This is a genomic window from Geobacillus sp. YHL (assembly GCF_022341265.1).
GTDB classification, from domain to species: Bacteria; Bacillota; Bacilli; order Bacillales; family Anoxybacillaceae; genus Geobacillus; species Geobacillus thermoleovorans.
Genome location: NZ_JAEIGB010000002.1, coordinates 328290 through 343598, shown reverse-complemented (window position 1 = coordinate 343598; position 15309 = coordinate 328290). Strand labels below are relative to the sequence as shown.

Genomic DNA, 15309 nt, shown 5'->3' with positions numbered 1-15309 from the left:
AGATGAACAGCTCCCTCCCCTCCCTCCGCGATGTATTCGCGAATGATTTCCGCATCGGGGCGGCGGTCAATCCTGTGACGATCGAGATGCAAAAACAGTTGTTGATCGATCATGTCAACAGTATTACGGCAGAGAACCATATGAAGTTTGAGCATCTTCAGCCGGAAGAAGGGAAATTTACCTTTCAGGAAGCGGATCGGATTGTGGATTTTGCTTGTTCGCACCGAATGGCGGTTCGAGGGCACACACTTGTATGGCACAACCAGACTCCGGATTGGGTGTTTCAAGATGGTCAAGGCCATTTCATCAGTCGGGATGTGTTGCTTGAGCGGATGAAATGTCACATTTCAACTGTTGTACGGCGATACAAGGGAAAAATATATTGTTGGGATGTCATCAACGAAGCGGTAGCCGACGAAGGAGACGAATTGTTGAGGCCGTCGAAGTGGCGACAAATCATCGGGGACGATTTTATGGAACAAGCATTTCTCTACGCTTATGAAGCTGACCCAGATGCACTGCTTTTTTACAATGACTATAATGAATGTTTTCCGGAAAAGAGAGAAAAAATTTTTGCACTTGTCAAATCGCTGCGTGATAAAGGCATTCCGATTCATGGCATCGGGATGCAAGCGCATTGGAGTTTGACTCGCCCGTCGCTTGATGAAATTCGTGCGGCCATTGAACGATATGCGTCCCTTGGTGTTGTTCTTCATATTACGGAACTCGATGTATCCATGTTTGAATTTCACGATCGTCGAACCGATTTGGCAGCTCCAACGTCAGAAATGATCGAACGGCAGGCAGAGCGGTATGGGCAAATTTTTGCTTTGTTTAAGGAGTATCGCGATGTTATTCAAAGTGTCACATTTTGGGGAATTGCTGATGACCATACATGGCTCGATAACTTTCCAGTGCAGGGGAGAAAAAACTGGCCGCTTTTGTTCGATGAACAGCATAAACCGAAACCAGCTTTTTGGCGGGCAGTGAGTGTCTGATGATATTGCTTCACGTCGCGGCGAAGAGGGGAACAGCAAATAAGGGTTCCTCTCTTTGTGAATAATTAAAAGATTTCAGAAAATCATTGAATGTAAGTGGACTTTCCATTATAATAGGAAGCAGAACTAGTATACTAGTCATACTAGTAGTAGAAAAGCAAACGGCAAATCATGAAGCTGATTGACATTTTGACTATATGAACAGGGATGTCAATCGAGAATTCATTCTTCTGTTTGTCTGGAATCATGAGGGCGGCATTACAGCCATTTTGTAGGATGCGTCGTTTCAAACTAGTATACTAGAATGTTTGTAGAGCGGTGAGGAGTTGGGGTGCAATGATCTGAAATCGCTTTCCCAATAAAACCTTGAAAGGGGGGATTGAGACGGGGAATCGTTATGTTTTCTTTATCAAAAAGAATGTGATCGCAGCCAAGGGGGATTTTGAGACAATGGGATTGGAGGGAGAAATATGCTAAAAAAAGCGTTTGCGGCTTTAACCGCAACTGCACTGGCGGTTGGAATGCTTGCGGGATGTACGGACAGTCAATCTTCTTCGTCCAGTGGGTCTGGAGATTCAAAAGAGAAAAATGGCGTTGTAACCATTACAACTGTCCGCACATTAAAGGATGATACGAAATTTCGAGAGGGAGAGGATTTGAACAACAATCCTATCACACGATGGTCGGAAAAAGAATTGGGGATTAAATGGAAAACATTGTGGACAGCTCCAAACGATGAACAGTATCACAATAAAATTCGCTTAGCTTTATCATCCGGACAGAAACTGCCTGACGTATTTAAAGTGTCAGACGGGCAGTTGATCAATGATTTAATTCGTTCCGGAAAAGTGATGCCGGTCGACGAAGCGATTGAGAAATATGCGTCACCGAGATTGAAAAAGATTTATGAGCAATTTCCGGAAGCGTTTTATCCGGCGACTGTCGATGGAAAGCGCTACGGAATTCCGCGGTTCTCTGGAGGCAATGGTTCTGACTCCTTGCTTTGGATTCGCAAAGATTGGCTTGATAAGTTAGGTCTTCAGCCGCCTAAAACAATCGAAGATCTAGAGAAAATCATGGACGCGTTTGTCAACAAAGACCCTGACGGCAATGGGAAAAAGGATACGATTGGCTTGACGCTGGCCAGCAAAAACGGATTGGCGACTTGGTTGGCCGACGGAAGCTTTATTTTCGGTGCTTATGGCAACTATGAACCTGGTTCATGGTCAAAAGGCGAAGATGGGAAACTTGTCTATGGATCGGTACAGCCGTCTATGAAAAAAGCGTTGGCTAAGCTGAATGAATGGTATCAAAAAGGATACTTGGACAAAGAAGTTGGCATTTTGGACGAACAGACGGCGATCAAAAGCTTTGTCGCTGGAAAATCGGGAATCATTTCTGCTCCTCCTTGGGCTGCTGGATGGCCAATCGCAGATGCGTTGAAAAATAATCCAGGAGCCGTTGTGGAACCATACCCACTGCCGAGTGGTCCGGATGGCAAAATCGGCCGGCGTGGCGAGGGATTGGTTACAGGCATGTTTTTGTTCAGCAAAGACTTTAAACATATGGATAAATTCTTCCAATACCTAGATGAAGCATACGCCTATGTGTATAATGACTCGAAATATTTTAAATACGGGTTGGCGGAAGGTTATGACTATGTGATGAAGAACGGCAAGCCCGTTTATGATGACAAGGAAATTCCAGGAGGAAGATTGGATCCAGGGGCTTATTTCATTACGGAAGCCATTCCGACCGTTCCGTACATGCTGTATGATCTAGTCGAGGAGTTGTATACAACGAAGCGTCAGCCGAAAAACGCCTATGAGTATACACGAATTGTATCTTTAGGTGAGTCGTTTATGAAAGCGGCTACAATCGTCAACCAACAAAATCAATACCGCATTGAAAACGAGTTTACAGGTCCGCCCACTAAAACGATGCAAAAACGCGGAGAGTTTTTGACGAAAATGGAACGTGAAACATTTGCCAACATCATTTACGGACGGGCGCCGCTCAGTGCATTTGATGACTTTGTGAAAAAATGGGAAGAATCTGGGGGCAAAGAAATTACAAAAGAAGTGAATGAATGGTATCAATCGGTAAAAGGAGCAAAGTAACGTTTCAACGATGATAGGGTGCGGACAGGGGGCGAGCTGTGAAAGAGAATTCTCATCGATGTCCGCACCTGTTTTTTTCAAGAGATGACGCCGGAAGGAGGAAACGGGTATGCAGTCGGCCGTCGATGTCAAAGGACAAACAACAGCGGTGGAAGCAAAGAGAGTTCAGAAAAGAAGAGGAACGTGGCAGTTGCATGTTATGTTGCTTCCTGCCCTCATCATTGTGTTGATTTTTCAATATGTTCCGATGCTAGGACTAGTCATGGCTTTTCAAGATTATGAGCCTTGGCTTGGCTTTTTCCATTCTCCTTGGGTTGGTCTCGAGCATTTTAGAACGATGTTTGAATATGAAGACGCTCGTCAAGTCATATGGAATACATTGGTCATTTCAACATTAAAAATCATCTTTAACCTCGGTGTGCCTTTGGCGTTTGCGTTGCTTCTCAACGAAGTATACGTGATGAAGTTTAAGCGGACGGTTCAAACGATCGTGTATTTGCCGCACTTTTTGTCATGGGTGATTCTGGGCGGGATCTTGATTGACATGCTTTCTCCTGAAGGGGGGATTGTTAACCGTTTTTTATCAATATTCGGTGTTAAGCCTATTTTCTTTCTTGGAGACAACGATTGGTTTCGTACCGTTGTTGTCGTTACAGATGTGTGGAAAGAATGCGGATTTAACACGATTGTATTTTTAGCTGCCCTTACTTCCATTAACCCATCGTTGTATGAAGCGGCTATCGTGGATGGAGCCAACAGGTGGCAACAAACTATTTACATTACGTTGCCTTCCATGTTGCCGATCATCATTGTGGTTGGAACGTTGTCGCTCGGAAACATTTTAAATGCCGGATTTGATCAAATTTTAAACTTGTACAATCCGCTTGTTTACAAAACGGGTGATATCATCGATACGTATGTTTACCGTGTCGGTCTCTTGAACGGGGATTTCAGTTATGCGACAGCCGTTGGATTGTTTAAATCCGTCATCAGTTTTATTCTCGTGGTCACAGGGTATCGTCTCGCTTATAAGTATGCCAACTATAAAATCTTCTAAGGGAGGGGAGGTCTATGCATCATCACTACCAAAAAAGCTTGTCTTATAAACTATTCACGGTGTTTAACTATACTCTTTTAACGATCATTGCCGTTCTTTGCCTTTTGCCTCTCATCCATATTTTAGCCGTCTCATTCAGCGGCAGTGCAGCGGCGACCGCTAATCTGGTCGGACTGTGGCCCGTTGACTTTACGTTGGACGCTTATGAGAAAACGATTGGGAATGAAAATTTTTTGCGTTCCCTTTGGAATTCGTTTTTGCGTGTTGTATTGGGAACAGTCATTTCCATGGGAGTCATGTTATGCGCTGCCTATCCGCTGTCCAAAAGCGATGACGCCTTTCGCGGTCGGAAGCTCTACATGTGGTTTTTCGTGTTTACGATGTTGTTCCATGGCGGTCTCGTTCCGACTTATATGGTGGTGACGAAGCTCGGGTTGACAGATACGATTTGGGCGTTGATTTTACCGCCAGCTGTCAGCGCCTTTAACTTAATTTTGCTGGTGAACTTTTTCCGCACTTCGGTGCCGAAATCGCTTGAAGAGGCCGCTTTAATGGATGGCGCAAATCATTTTACGATTTTTTGGAAAATTTATTTGCCGATTTCGGTGCCTGCCATTGCGACGATTTCGCTCTTTACGATGGTTTTTCATTGGAACTCATGGTTTGACGGGTTGATTTATATGTCCGATGTGAAACATTACCCGTTATCTACGTTCTTACAAACGATTATTGTTCAACAGGATTTTACGAAAATGAGCGTCGATGCAGAAACATTGAAAAACTTATCTGAACGGACAGTGAAGGCGGCACAAATCTTCATCGCAGCTTTGCCGATGCTGATTGTTTATCCGTTTGTGCAAAAGTTTTTTGTGAAAGGGATTGTGTTGGGGGCGGAAAAAGAGTAACAGGAGGAGAAATTGACATGACGGCGGGATACGAACCTTGTTGGCTGCGGTATGAGCGGAAGGATCAATATAGTCGATTGCGGTTTGAGGAGATTGTAGCGAAAAGAACATCCCCCATTTTTCAAGCAGCCGTGGAAGAACTCCAAAAAGGGCTTCGTTCGATGATGGAGATTGAGCCGCAAGTGGTGCAGGAAGTAAATGAAACAGCTAATTCGATTTGGCTTGGGACGCTTGAAGATGAAGAGTTCAAGCGGCCATTAGAGGGAACACTTGTTCATCCGGAAGGGTATGTGATTCGATCGGATGTCGACGATGGACCGTTCCGTATCTACATTATTGGGAAAACAGATGCTGGTGTGTTGTATGGTGTCTTTCATTTCCTCCGATTATTGCAAATGGGTGAGAACATCGCCCAACTGTCCATCATCGAGCAGCCAAAAAACCGGTTGCGCATGATCAATCATTGGGACAATATGGATGGCAGCATTGAGCGCGGATATGCTGGACGGTCGATTTTCTTTGCCGGTGGCCAGTTTGTGAAGCAAAACCAACGGATAAAAGATTATGCACGATTGCTGGCTTCTGTGGGCATTAACGCCATCTCCATCAACAATGTCAACGTACACAAAACCGAAACGAAACTCATCACCGATCACTTTTTGCCTGACGTGGCGGAAGTGGCGGATATCTTCCGAACCTACGGAATCAAAACGTTTTTGAGCATCAACTACGCAAGCCCCATTGAGGTAGGAGGGCTTCCAACAGCAGATCCGCTTGATCCCGGGGTGCGAAGGTGGTGGAAGGAAACGGCGAAACGCATTTATCAATATATTCCTGATTTTGGCGGCTTTGTAGTCAAAGCGGATTCCGAGTTTCGTCCTGGCCCCTTTACGTATGGGCGCGATCACGCGGAAGGGGCAAATATGTTGGCGGAAGCGTTAGCGCCGTTTGGGGGGCTCGTCATTTGGAGATGCTTTGTCTATAACTGCCAGCAAGATTGGCGTGATCGGACGACCGATCGGGCAAAGGCAGCATATGATCACTTTAAGCCATTGGATGGACAGTTTCGTGAGAATGTCATCTTGCAAATTAAAAACGGCCCAATGGATTTTCAAGTAAGGGAGCCGGTTTCTCCGTTATTTGGCGCTATGCCGAAAACCAATCAAATGATGGAGGTTCAAATCACTCAGGAATATACGGGACAGCAAAAACATTTATGCTTCTTGATTCCACAGTGGAAAGAGGTGCTTGATTTTGATACGTATGCCAAGGGAAAAGGGTCGGAAGTAAAAAAGGTAATTGATGGATCGCTATTTGACTATCGATACAGCGGGATCGCAGGGGTATCTAATATTGGCAGTGACCCAAACTGGACTGGGCATACGTTGGCCCAAGCAAACTTGTATGGATTTGGGCGGCTCGCTTGGAATCCGGATTTGTCTGCCGAAGAAATTGCTAACGAATGGGTTGTGCAAACGTTTGGGGACGATTCACAAGTCGTCGAGACGATCAGTTGGATGCTTCTATCTTCGTGGAGAATTTATGAAAACTACACCTCTCCGCTTGGCGTCGGCTGGATGGTGAACCCAGGGCACCATTATGGTCCTAATGTGGATGGCTATGAATATTCGCATTGGGGGACGTACCATTATGCCGACCGCGACGGGATCGGTGTTGACCGGACGGTTGCTACGGGAACAGGATATACGGCGCAATACTTTCCGGAAAATGCAGCGATGTATGAGTCGCTCGACACTTGTCCGGATGAGCTGCTCTTGTTTTTCCATCACGTTCCGTACACTCATCGGCTGCATTCAGGGGAAACGGTCATTCAACATATTTACAATACTCATTTTGAAGGGGTTGAGCAGGCGAAACAGCTGCGGAAACGATGGGAACAACTGAAAGGGAAAATCGACGAAAAACGGTATCATGATGTATTGGAACGATTGACGATCCAAGTGGAACATGCTAAAGAATGGCGAGATGTCATCAATACGTACTTTTACCGGAAGTCAGGAATAGACGACCAATACGGGCGGAAAATTTATCGGTGAATAGGGGAGAGGAGCATGAAGGTTGTAAACGTGCCAAGCAACGGGAGGGAGAAGTTTAAAAAGAATTGGAAATTTTGCGTTGGCACCGGGCGGCTCGGCCTTGCTTTGCAAAAGGAGTATTTGGATCACTTGAAACTCGTGCAAGAGAAAATAGGGTTTCGATACATCCGCGGTCATGGCTTGCTTTCCGATGATGTCGGAATTTATCGAGAAGTCGAAATCGATGGGGAAATGAAGCCGTTTTATAACTTTACGTACATCGACCGGATTGTTGATTCGTATTTAGCGTTGAATATCCGGCCGTTTATTGAATTTGGATTTATGCCAAAAGCGCTTGCTTCGGGAGACCAAACAGTTTTTTATTGGAAAGGCAACGTTACACCCCCGAAAGATTATAACAAGTGGCGTGATCTCATCGTAGCGGTCGTTTCCCATTTCATTGAGCGATACGGGATTGAGGAAGTGCGGACATGGCTGTTTGAAGTATGGAATGAACCTAATTTAGTGAACTTCTGGAAAGATGCCAACAAACAGGAGTATTTTAAGCTGTACGAGGTGACAGCCCGAGCGGTAAAAAGCGTTGATCCTCATTTGCAAGTTGGGGGACCGGCCATTTGCGGAGGAAGCGATGAATGGATTACGGATTTTCTCCACTTTTGCGCCGAACGGAGGGTGCCTGTTGATTTTGTCAGCCGCCATGCCTATACATCGAAGGCGCCGCATAAGAAAACGTTTGAATATTACTATCAAGAGCTTGAGCCGCCAGAAGATATGTTGGAGCAATTCAAAACGGTGCGCGCCTTGATTCGCCAGTCTCCGTTTCCGCATTTGCCATTGCATATTACCGAATATAATACATCGTACAGCCCCATCAACCCGGTTCATGATACGGCGCTCAATGCAGCATACATTGCCCGTATTTTAAGTGAGGGGGGAGATTACGTCGACTCGTTTTCATATTGGACGTTCAGTGATGTGTTTGAAGAAATGGACGTTCCGAAGGCGTTGTTTCACGGTGGGTTCGGTCTAGTTGCGCTTCACTCGATTCCCAAACCGACATTTCATGCGTTTACATTCTTTAATGCTCTAGGCGACGAACTGTTGTATCGTGACGGAGAGATGATTGTGACAAGGCGGAAAGATGGATCGATTGCCGCAGTGCTTTGGAATTTAGTGATGGAAAAAGGAGAAGGATTGACAAAAGAAGTGCAGCTGGTGATTCCAGTTTCATTTTCCGCTGTTTTTATCAAGCGGCAAATCGTCAATGAGCAGTACGGGAACGCGTGGAGAGTTTGGAAACAGATGGGGCGTCCCCGTTTTCCAAGCCGTCAAGCGGTGGAAACGTTGCGTCAAGTGGCGCAGCCTCATGTGATGACGGAGCAGAGACGGGCAACGGACGGTGTGATTCATTTATCTATTGTCCTATCAAAAAACGAGGTGACATTAATCGAGATTGAGCAAATTCGAGATGAGACAAGCACATATGTCGGCTTAGATGATGGTGAAATAACATCGTATTCTTCATGAAAGATTATCAAAATGGTTTTGGAGGGACGAGATGGACGTAGTCACCATTGGCGAATCGATGGCCGTATTTACACCAACAAGCGTCGGCTTGATGAGACAGGCGACCACCTTTACTATGCGGATTGGCGGAGCGGAATCCAATGTCGCTGTCGGCCTTGCTCGATTAGGCCATCGTGTAGGATGGATCAGCAAGGTCGGAAGCGATGAGTTTGGAAAGGCGATTTTGTCTTTCCTGAAAGGTGAGGGAGTGGATGTCAGCCGGGTAAAAATGGATGGGGAAGCGCCGACCGGCATTTACTTTAAGGAACAAAGACGTCCAAACGATACGCGGGTGTATTACTATCGCAAAGGATCAGCGGCGAGCAGGCTGACGCCTGCCGACTTGGATGAGAAATATATCGCAGAGGCAAAGTATTTGCATATTACGGGAATCACTCCGGCGTTAAGCGAGAATTGTCGTGAAACGATCTTTGCCGCCATGGCGATGGCTCGCCGTCATGGGGTGAAAATCGTTTTTGATCCGAATTTGCGGTTGAAACTATGGAATGAAGCGGATCGGGCCAAGGAAGTGATGCTTCGCATGGCAGCTGAATCAGATGTGGTTCTCCCTGGAGAAGCTGAGGCATCGTTTTTATTCGGAAAACATTCGGTTGAGGAATGGGGAAGCCGGCTGCTTGACATGGGCGCCTCGCTTGTTGTCATTAAACTAGGCGCAAATGGTGCCCATTATTTTACGAATGCGCATCATGAGTATGTTCCAGGGTTTCCTGTTGAAAGGGTAATCGACCCTGTCGGTGCTGGGGATGGGTTTGCAGCTGGGCTGCTATCCGGACTGCTTGAAGGACTTCGTTTAACAGAAGCGGTGCAGCGAGCGAATGCAGTTGGCGCGCTTGTGACAATGGTCGAGGGGGATGCTGATGGCATGCCGGAACGCGATGACGTCGAGCGCTTGATAAATCAGCGACGGGAAGATGTTACGCGATAAAGGAGATGAACCTACATGAAGGTAGTCCAAATGATTCGAGAGATTGGCATCATTCCAGTCGTCCGCGGTGCGACGGTTGATACTGTTCTTCCGCTGTCATTGGCTTTGCGGCAGGGAGGCATTCCAATCATGGAAATTACGATGGAAACAGCTGGGGCTTTGGCCGCGTTGGAAAAGGCTGCAAGGGAACTGAAAGATATGTTGATCGGTGCGGGAACGGTGCTGGACGCTGAAACAGCACAGAGGGCGATTTCAGCTGGGGCGCGGTTTATCGTTTCTCCCTTCCTTTCTATTGATGTGATTCAGGCGGCAAAACAAAATCGCGTTGTCAGTATCGCAGGAGGATTGACGCCGACCGAAATTGTGAATGCTTTTCAGCACGGGGCTGATATGGTGAAAGTATTTCCTGCTCATGTGTTTGGGCCAAACTATATTCGAAGCATAAAGGAGCCGCTTCCCCACATCCCCCTCATCGCAACTGGAGGAATCAATCTGAAAACGGCTGGAGAGTATATAAAAGCGGGAGTGGATGCCATCGGTGTCGGGAACTCGTTAGTGAAGGTTGAAGGGGCATTGGAAAACGATCAGTGGAAGATTATTGCCGAACGGGCAGCTCAATGGATGTCGATTGTGCACAAGGTGAGGGGAGAGAATGCGGGTGAATGAATCGCTGAGAAATTTGACAGGAAATATGTTCTTTCCTACATTGGAAGAAAACGCATGATCATGGATGTACTTTATCACTGCCATACTAGTATATAAGAAAAAGGGGAATCGCAAGGTGATCTTTACTGCCCAACAAAGCCAACAAATTAAAAGTTCTGTCAGAGGTTCGGCGCGCGACCAGTTGTACGAGATGCTAAAGGAAAAGATTTTGCGCCTTGAGTTGGAACCAGGAACAAAAATTTCCGAAAAGGAAATTGCTGAGCAATTGCATATTAGCCGCACCCCGGTGCGGGAAGCATTTCTCAAACTGGCGCAAGAAGAATTGCTTGATATTATTCCGCAAAGCGGAACCATTGTTTCGCGCATCAACTTGGAACATGTGGAGGAAGGGCGCTTTATCCGCGAGGTTGTCGAGAAAGAAGTGGCCGTTTTAGCTTGTACGAAATTGCGTCAAGATCATCTATTTGAAATGGAGAAGAATATTGCGATGCAAGAGTTGTGTGCCGAAAAAGGAAATTTTCTTGAGTTGTTTGAGCTTGATGAAAAGTTCCATCAGCTCATTTACGATGGCTGCCGAATGTCGCGCTCGTGGAAAATGGTGCAAAGTTTAAACAGTCATTTCAATCGTTTGCGTGTACTGAGACTATCATCCGATCTTGATTGGGACATTATTATTTCCCATCACAAGCAAATTTATCGGTTAATTGCGAATAAAGAAGCAGAGAAAGTGCGTCAGGTGATGGAAGAGCATTTGCGGCTTGTCGAAATTGAAAAAGACGTACTAAAAAGGCAGTATCCTCATTATTTTGTATAAGTTGTTGGAAGTTTCGCTTTGCGGGAGGGAGACAGTGTGCAGCCGTTCATTCATGAAAATTTTTTGTTGCAAAACAAGCATGCCGAAGTGTTATACCATGACTATGCGAAATCGTTGCCGATTATTGATTATCACTGCCATTTGAGCGCAAAAGAGATTGCGGAAGACAGGCGGTTTCATGATATGACGGAGCTTTGGCTCGAGGGGGATCATTACAAATGGCGGGCGATGCGGGCGCTGGGAGTCGAAGAAAAGTATATTACCGGAAACGCCTCTCCAGAGGAAAAGTTTCAAGCATGGGCGAAAACGGTGCCGTATTGCATCGGGAATCCACTCTATCATTGGACGCATTTAGAGTTAAAACGCTATTTTCAAGTGGATGCTCTTCTGAATGAGCGGACGTGGCGCGAAATTTGGGATCATTGCAACGCTTTATTGAGACAGGAAGGATTCTCAGCCCGCTCTTTCATTGTCAAATCTAATGTGGAGTGGATTGGGACAACGGACGATCCGCTCGATGATTTAGCTGATCATCAGGCAATTGCCCAAGATCCATCATTTCCAGTAAAGATTGTTCCGTCTTTTCGTCCTGATGCAGTCATTGAAATCAACCGCCCTTCGTTTTTAGACTATGTGGGAAAGCTAGGGGAAGCAGCTGGCCTGCCGATTCATGATTACAGTCAGCTGCTGCAAGCCATTGAAAGCCGAGTGCGTTATTTTCACGAGAAAGGATGCCGGATGGCTGATCACGGCTTAGAATCGATGCCGTATTCAGAATGCGGATGGAAGGAAGCAAACGATATTTTTCAAAAACGAAAAAATGGATTTGTCCTCAGCCGTGAGGAGGAGGAAAAATATAAAACTTTCACTTTATGCTTCTTAGCCCGATTGTACCACTCACTTGGTTGGGTGATGCAGCTGCACATCGGTTCGATTCGAAATACAAATGAAAAGATGTTCCGGCGTCTTGGTCCGAATACAGGATATGATTCGATTCATGACTTTTTCCTTGCCCAGCCGTTAAATGCCTTTCTTAATGAGCTAGAGCGTCGCGATCAACTGCCAAAAACGATTGTGTACACATTAAACCCCGCTTATAACTATATTGTCGCCTCAACGGTCGGCAATTTTCAATCAGAAGGGGTAAAAGGGAAAGTTCAATTTGGCGCAGCTTGGTGGTTCAATGATCATCAAGATGGCATCATCAGACACTTGACGGATCTTGCCAATGTCGGTGTGTTCAGCACGTTTGTCGGAATGTTGACCGATTCAAGGAGTTTTGTGTCTTATGTACGCCACGAGTATTTTCGCAGAATTGTATGCAATTTGATCGGTTCATGGATTGAAAAAGGAGAGGTGCCGCAAGACTATGATTTTTTAGGGAAAATCGTTCAAGATGTATGTTACTTCAACGCGAAACAATACTTTCAAGTCGGCGTGAGTGGGGGATGAGATCAGAATGAAAATGACGTTTCGCTGGTTCGGAAAGGAACATGATACTGTTTCATTAGATCATATTCGGCAAATTCCAGGAGTTGAAGGAATCGTTGGAGCTCTATATCATATTCCAGTCGGTGAAGTATGGCCGCTTGATGATATATTGGAACTCAAACGGCAGGTAAATGAAAAAGGATTTCATCTTGAAGTCATTGAGAGCGTCAACGTCCACGAAGATATTAAACTCGGTTTGCCCTCCCGAGATCGATATATTGAAAACTATAAACAGACGATTCGCAACTTGGCGAAAGCAGGAGTGAAAGTGATTTGTTACAACTTTATGCCGATTTTTGACTGGACCCGTTCTGATTTAGCCAAAAGGCGGCCTGACGGATCGACGGTGCTCGCCTATGAGAAACAAAAGATTGAACAAATCGATCCGGAGGAAATGATCCGCCGCATTGAAAGCGGAGCGAACGGGTTTTTGCTTCCGGGATGGGAACCGGAACGTTTGAAAACAATCAAGCCTCTTTTTTCGCTATATAAAGGGGTAACCGAAGAGGATCTATTTGATCATTTGCGTTACTTTTTGGAACAAATCGTTCCAGTAGCGGAAGAGTGTGGCGTTCGGATGGCTCTCCATCCTGATGATCCGCCCTGGTCGGTGTTCGGATTGCCGCGGATTGCGACCAATAAGGAGAATTTGGATCGAATCGTTCATATGGTCAACAGCCCTGCGAACGGGTTGACATTATGCTCCGGGTCGCTTGGAGCCAATCCGGCCAACGATGTTCCGGACATTTTCCGCCATTTTTTGCGAATGGGACGAGTGCCATTTGCTCATGTACGGAATGTCGAAATTCACGCGAACGGCGATTTTGAGGAAACGTCTCATCGCAGTTGCGACGGTTCGTTGAATATATGCGAGATCATGAAAGCGTTGCATGAAGCTAATTTTCAAGGGTACATTCGACCAGATCACGGCCGAATGATTTGGGGGGAACAAGCTCGTCCTGGTTACGGGTTGTACGATCGGGCGCTTGGCATTATGTACTTGCTTGGCATTTGGGATAGTTTGGAGAATGAAAAAAAGAAGCAGGAAGGTGAGAAGACATGCTCCCGATCCATCCAAGTTTAAAAGGCAAGGTAGCGGTTGTAACGGGCGGGGGTGGGGTATTATGCAGCTGCATGGCGAAAGAACTGGCCCGCCAAGGAATGAAAGTGGCGATTTTAAACCGAACGCTCGAGAAAGCTGAAAGAATCAAGAATGAAATTGAAGAGCGAGGAGGTGAGGCGCTGGCCATTTCGTGCGATGTTCTGGATGTCGAACGCGTCAAACAGGCGGCAGAAATGGTAGCGGACGTTTACGGGCCGTGCGATGTCCTGATTAATGGGGCAGGCGGAAACCATCCGCAAGGCATTACGACAAAGGAAATACTCGAGTTGCAGGATCTAGAGAATCAAGACATTACAACGTTTTTCGACTTGACGACAGAAGGGTTTTCCTATGTTTTTGATTTAAATATTCTTGGGACGATCATCCCGACGCAGCATTTTCTTAAACAGATGATAGGAAGAGGGGGAACCATCATCAATATTTCCTCGATGAGCGCTCCGCGGCCGATGACGAAAGTGCCGGCGTACAGTGCGGCTAAAGCGGGAATTGAAAACTTCACGAAATGGCTGGCTGTGCATGTCGCTGAGATCGGGGTTCGCGTCAATGCGATTGCCCCGGGATTCTTTTTGACGAAACAAAATGAACATCTTTTGAAACATCCTGACGGATCGTATACAGAGCGGACGAAAAAAATTTTGATGCATACACCGATGCGGCGGCTCGGCAAGCCGGAAGACTTGCTGGGGACTTTGCTTTGGCTTGTGGATGATCAAATGAGTGGATTTGTCACTGGAACGACTGTTCCTGTTGACGGCGGCTTTTTGGCTTATGCCGGAGTTTGAAGGGAGGGTAAACAAAGCCTCCCCTCTTTTTTTAACTTATGATATACTGGTAAAAAACAAGAAAAGGTGGATGAATTATGCGCACCGGCTTGCTGGATGGAAAGTTGTATCGGGCTTGTGAATGGATTACAAGACTTGCATATATCAATCTATTATGGTTTGTCTTTACCGTCCTTGGACTTGTCATTCTCGGCATTGCGCCGGCGACGGTGGCGCTGTTTACGATCGTAAGGAAGTGGCTTCTCTTTCACGATCACGATGTTCCAGTGCTGAAAACATTCGTTCGTACGTATAAAGGTGAATTTTGGCGGGCGAACCGGATTGGGCTTTTGTTGATGGCGGCAGCGTATATTTTCTATATCGATCTTTTATACCTCGCCCACGTGCCAATAGAATGGAGATTTCCGTTTTCTGTTGCTTTGCTGGTCATTTTCATTTTTTATACAGTGACGCTTTTATATGTATTTCCGATCTATGTGCATTACGAATTGCGCTTTTGGCAATATATCAAATATGCCTTTCTCATTGGAATGGCCAATCCACTCATGACGCTCGTGATGCTGATGAGTGTTGGGGTCTTGTTCGTCTTATTGATGTATATTCCGGGGCTGATCCCGTTTTTCAGCATCAGTTCGCTCGCCTTGGTGGTGATGAGCGGCGCATTGCGTGTATTTCGCAAAACAGAGGAAAGGCTGGAGGTCAGGAAACAAGGGGGGTGATATGAACACTTTCCCTTAAGAGTAAATATAGAAAAAGGTCCATTATGGCTTAAAAGAAGCTGAAG

The 15309-nt window shown here is 46.0% G+C and carries 13 protein-coding genes; all 13 read left to right on the top strand.

Translation table 11 applies throughout. From position 1 onward, the window contains the following. Positions 1-2: 2 nt before the first annotated feature. The 13 genes from JCR24_RS04180 (at position 3) to JCR24_RS04120 (ending at position 15244) form a co-directional block, all read left to right on the top strand. The gene (locus tag JCR24_RS04180) at positions 3-998 is read left to right on the top strand and encodes an endo-1,4-beta-xylanase (RefSeq protein WP_238980154.1); all 996 of its coding nucleotides are present in this window, start codon (positions 3-5) and stop codon (positions 996-998) included. 470 nt (positions 999-1468) lie between these two features. Continuing rightward, a complete protein-coding gene (locus tag JCR24_RS04175; protein ID WP_238980134.1) occupies positions 1469-3118 on the top strand; it encodes an extracellular solute-binding protein in 1650 nt (549 codons plus the stop codon). 109 nt (positions 3119-3227) lie between these two features. Then, entirely contained in the window at positions 3228-4175 is a 948-nt protein-coding gene (locus JCR24_RS04170) for an ABC transporter permease (protein WP_033025522.1), read from the top strand. A gap of 14 nt (positions 4176-4189) precedes the next feature. Beyond that, positions 4190-5080, top strand: a complete 891-nt coding sequence (locus JCR24_RS04165; protein ID WP_033025521.1) for a carbohydrate ABC transporter permease — start codon at positions 4190-4192, stop codon at positions 5078-5080. Positions 5081-5097: 17 nt separating this feature from the next. Then, entirely contained in the window at positions 5098-7137 is a 2040-nt protein-coding gene (locus JCR24_RS04160; RefSeq protein WP_238980133.1) for an alpha-glucuronidase family glycosyl hydrolase, read from the top strand. Between the two features lie 15 nt (positions 7138-7152). Then, positions 7153-8664, top strand: a complete 1512-nt coding sequence (locus JCR24_RS04155) for a GH39 family glycosyl hydrolase (RefSeq protein WP_033008787.1) — start codon at positions 7153-7155, stop codon at positions 8662-8664. Positions 8665-8695: 31 nt separating this feature from the next. After that, the gene (locus JCR24_RS04150; protein WP_238980132.1) at positions 8696-9649 is read left to right on the top strand and encodes a sugar kinase; all 954 of its coding nucleotides are present in this window, start codon (positions 8696-8698) and stop codon (positions 9647-9649) included. Positions 9650-9664: 15 nt separating this feature from the next. After that, positions 9665-10315: a bifunctional 4-hydroxy-2-oxoglutarate aldolase/2-dehydro-3-deoxy-phosphogluconate aldolase gene (locus JCR24_RS04145; protein WP_023633598.1), complete on the top strand. Its 651-nt coding sequence runs from the start codon at positions 9665-9667 to the stop codon at positions 10313-10315. Positions 10316-10430: 115 nt separating this feature from the next. Then, on the top strand, positions 10431-11129 hold the full coding sequence (locus JCR24_RS04140; RefSeq protein ID WP_013145193.1) for a GntR family transcriptional regulator: 699 nt from the start codon (positions 10431-10433) through the stop codon (positions 11127-11129). Positions 11130-11165: 36 nt separating this feature from the next. Then, the gene (uxaC, locus tag JCR24_RS04135) at positions 11166-12581 is read left to right on the top strand and encodes a glucuronate isomerase (protein WP_238980131.1); all 1416 of its coding nucleotides are present in this window, start codon (positions 11166-11168) and stop codon (positions 12579-12581) included. A gap of 7 nt (positions 12582-12588) precedes the next feature. Next, entirely contained in the window at positions 12589-13704 is a 1116-nt protein-coding gene (gene uxuA, locus JCR24_RS04130) for a mannonate dehydratase (protein ID WP_138187180.1), read from the top strand. Then, entirely contained in the window at positions 13680-14525 is an 846-nt protein-coding gene (locus tag JCR24_RS04125) for an SDR family oxidoreductase (RefSeq protein ID WP_015374970.1), read from the top strand. Before uxuA ends, JCR24_RS04125 begins: the two co-directional genes overlap by 25 nt. 77 nt (positions 14526-14602) lie before the next feature. Then, positions 14603-15244, top strand: coding sequence for a YesL family protein (locus JCR24_RS04120; protein ID WP_020755817.1), 642 nt, complete (start codon positions 14603-14605; stop codon positions 15242-15244). Positions 15245-15309 lie beyond the last annotated feature (65 nt).

Bases quoted from the DNA above. Each gene is read 5' to 3' on its own strand.
- JCR24_RS04180 (WP_238980154.1), top strand. From the start codon at position 3: ATGAACAGCTCCCTCCCCTCCCTCCGCGATGTATTCGCGAATGATTTC.
- JCR24_RS04175 (WP_238980134.1), top strand. From the start codon at position 1,469: ATGCTAAAAAAAGCGTTTGCGGCTTTAACCGCAACTGCACTGGCGGTT.
- JCR24_RS04170 (WP_033025522.1), top strand. From the start codon at position 3,228: ATGCAGTCGGCCGTCGATGTCAAAGGACAAACAACAGCGGTGGAAGCA.
- JCR24_RS04165 (WP_033025521.1), top strand. From the start codon at position 4,190: ATGCATCATCACTACCAAAAAAGCTTGTCTTATAAACTATTCACGGTG.
- JCR24_RS04160 (WP_238980133.1), top strand. From the start codon at position 5,098: ATGACGGCGGGATACGAACCTTGTTGGCTGCGGTATGAGCGGAAGGAT.
- JCR24_RS04155 (WP_033008787.1), top strand. From the start codon at position 7,153: ATGAAGGTTGTAAACGTGCCAAGCAACGGGAGGGAGAAGTTTAAAAAG.
- JCR24_RS04150 (WP_238980132.1), top strand. From the start codon at position 8,696: ATGGACGTAGTCACCATTGGCGAATCGATGGCCGTATTTACACCAACA.
- JCR24_RS04145 (WP_023633598.1), top strand. From the start codon at position 9,665: ATGAAGGTAGTCCAAATGATTCGAGAGATTGGCATCATTCCAGTCGTC.
- uxuA (WP_138187180.1), top strand. From the start codon at position 12,589: ATGAAAATGACGTTTCGCTGGTTCGGAAAGGAACATGATACTGTTTCA.
- JCR24_RS04125 (WP_015374970.1), top strand. From the start codon at position 13,680: ATGCTCCCGATCCATCCAAGTTTAAAAGGCAAGGTAGCGGTTGTAACG.
- JCR24_RS04120 (WP_020755817.1), top strand. From the start codon at position 14,603: ATGCGCACCGGCTTGCTGGATGGAAAGTTGTATCGGGCTTGTGAATGG.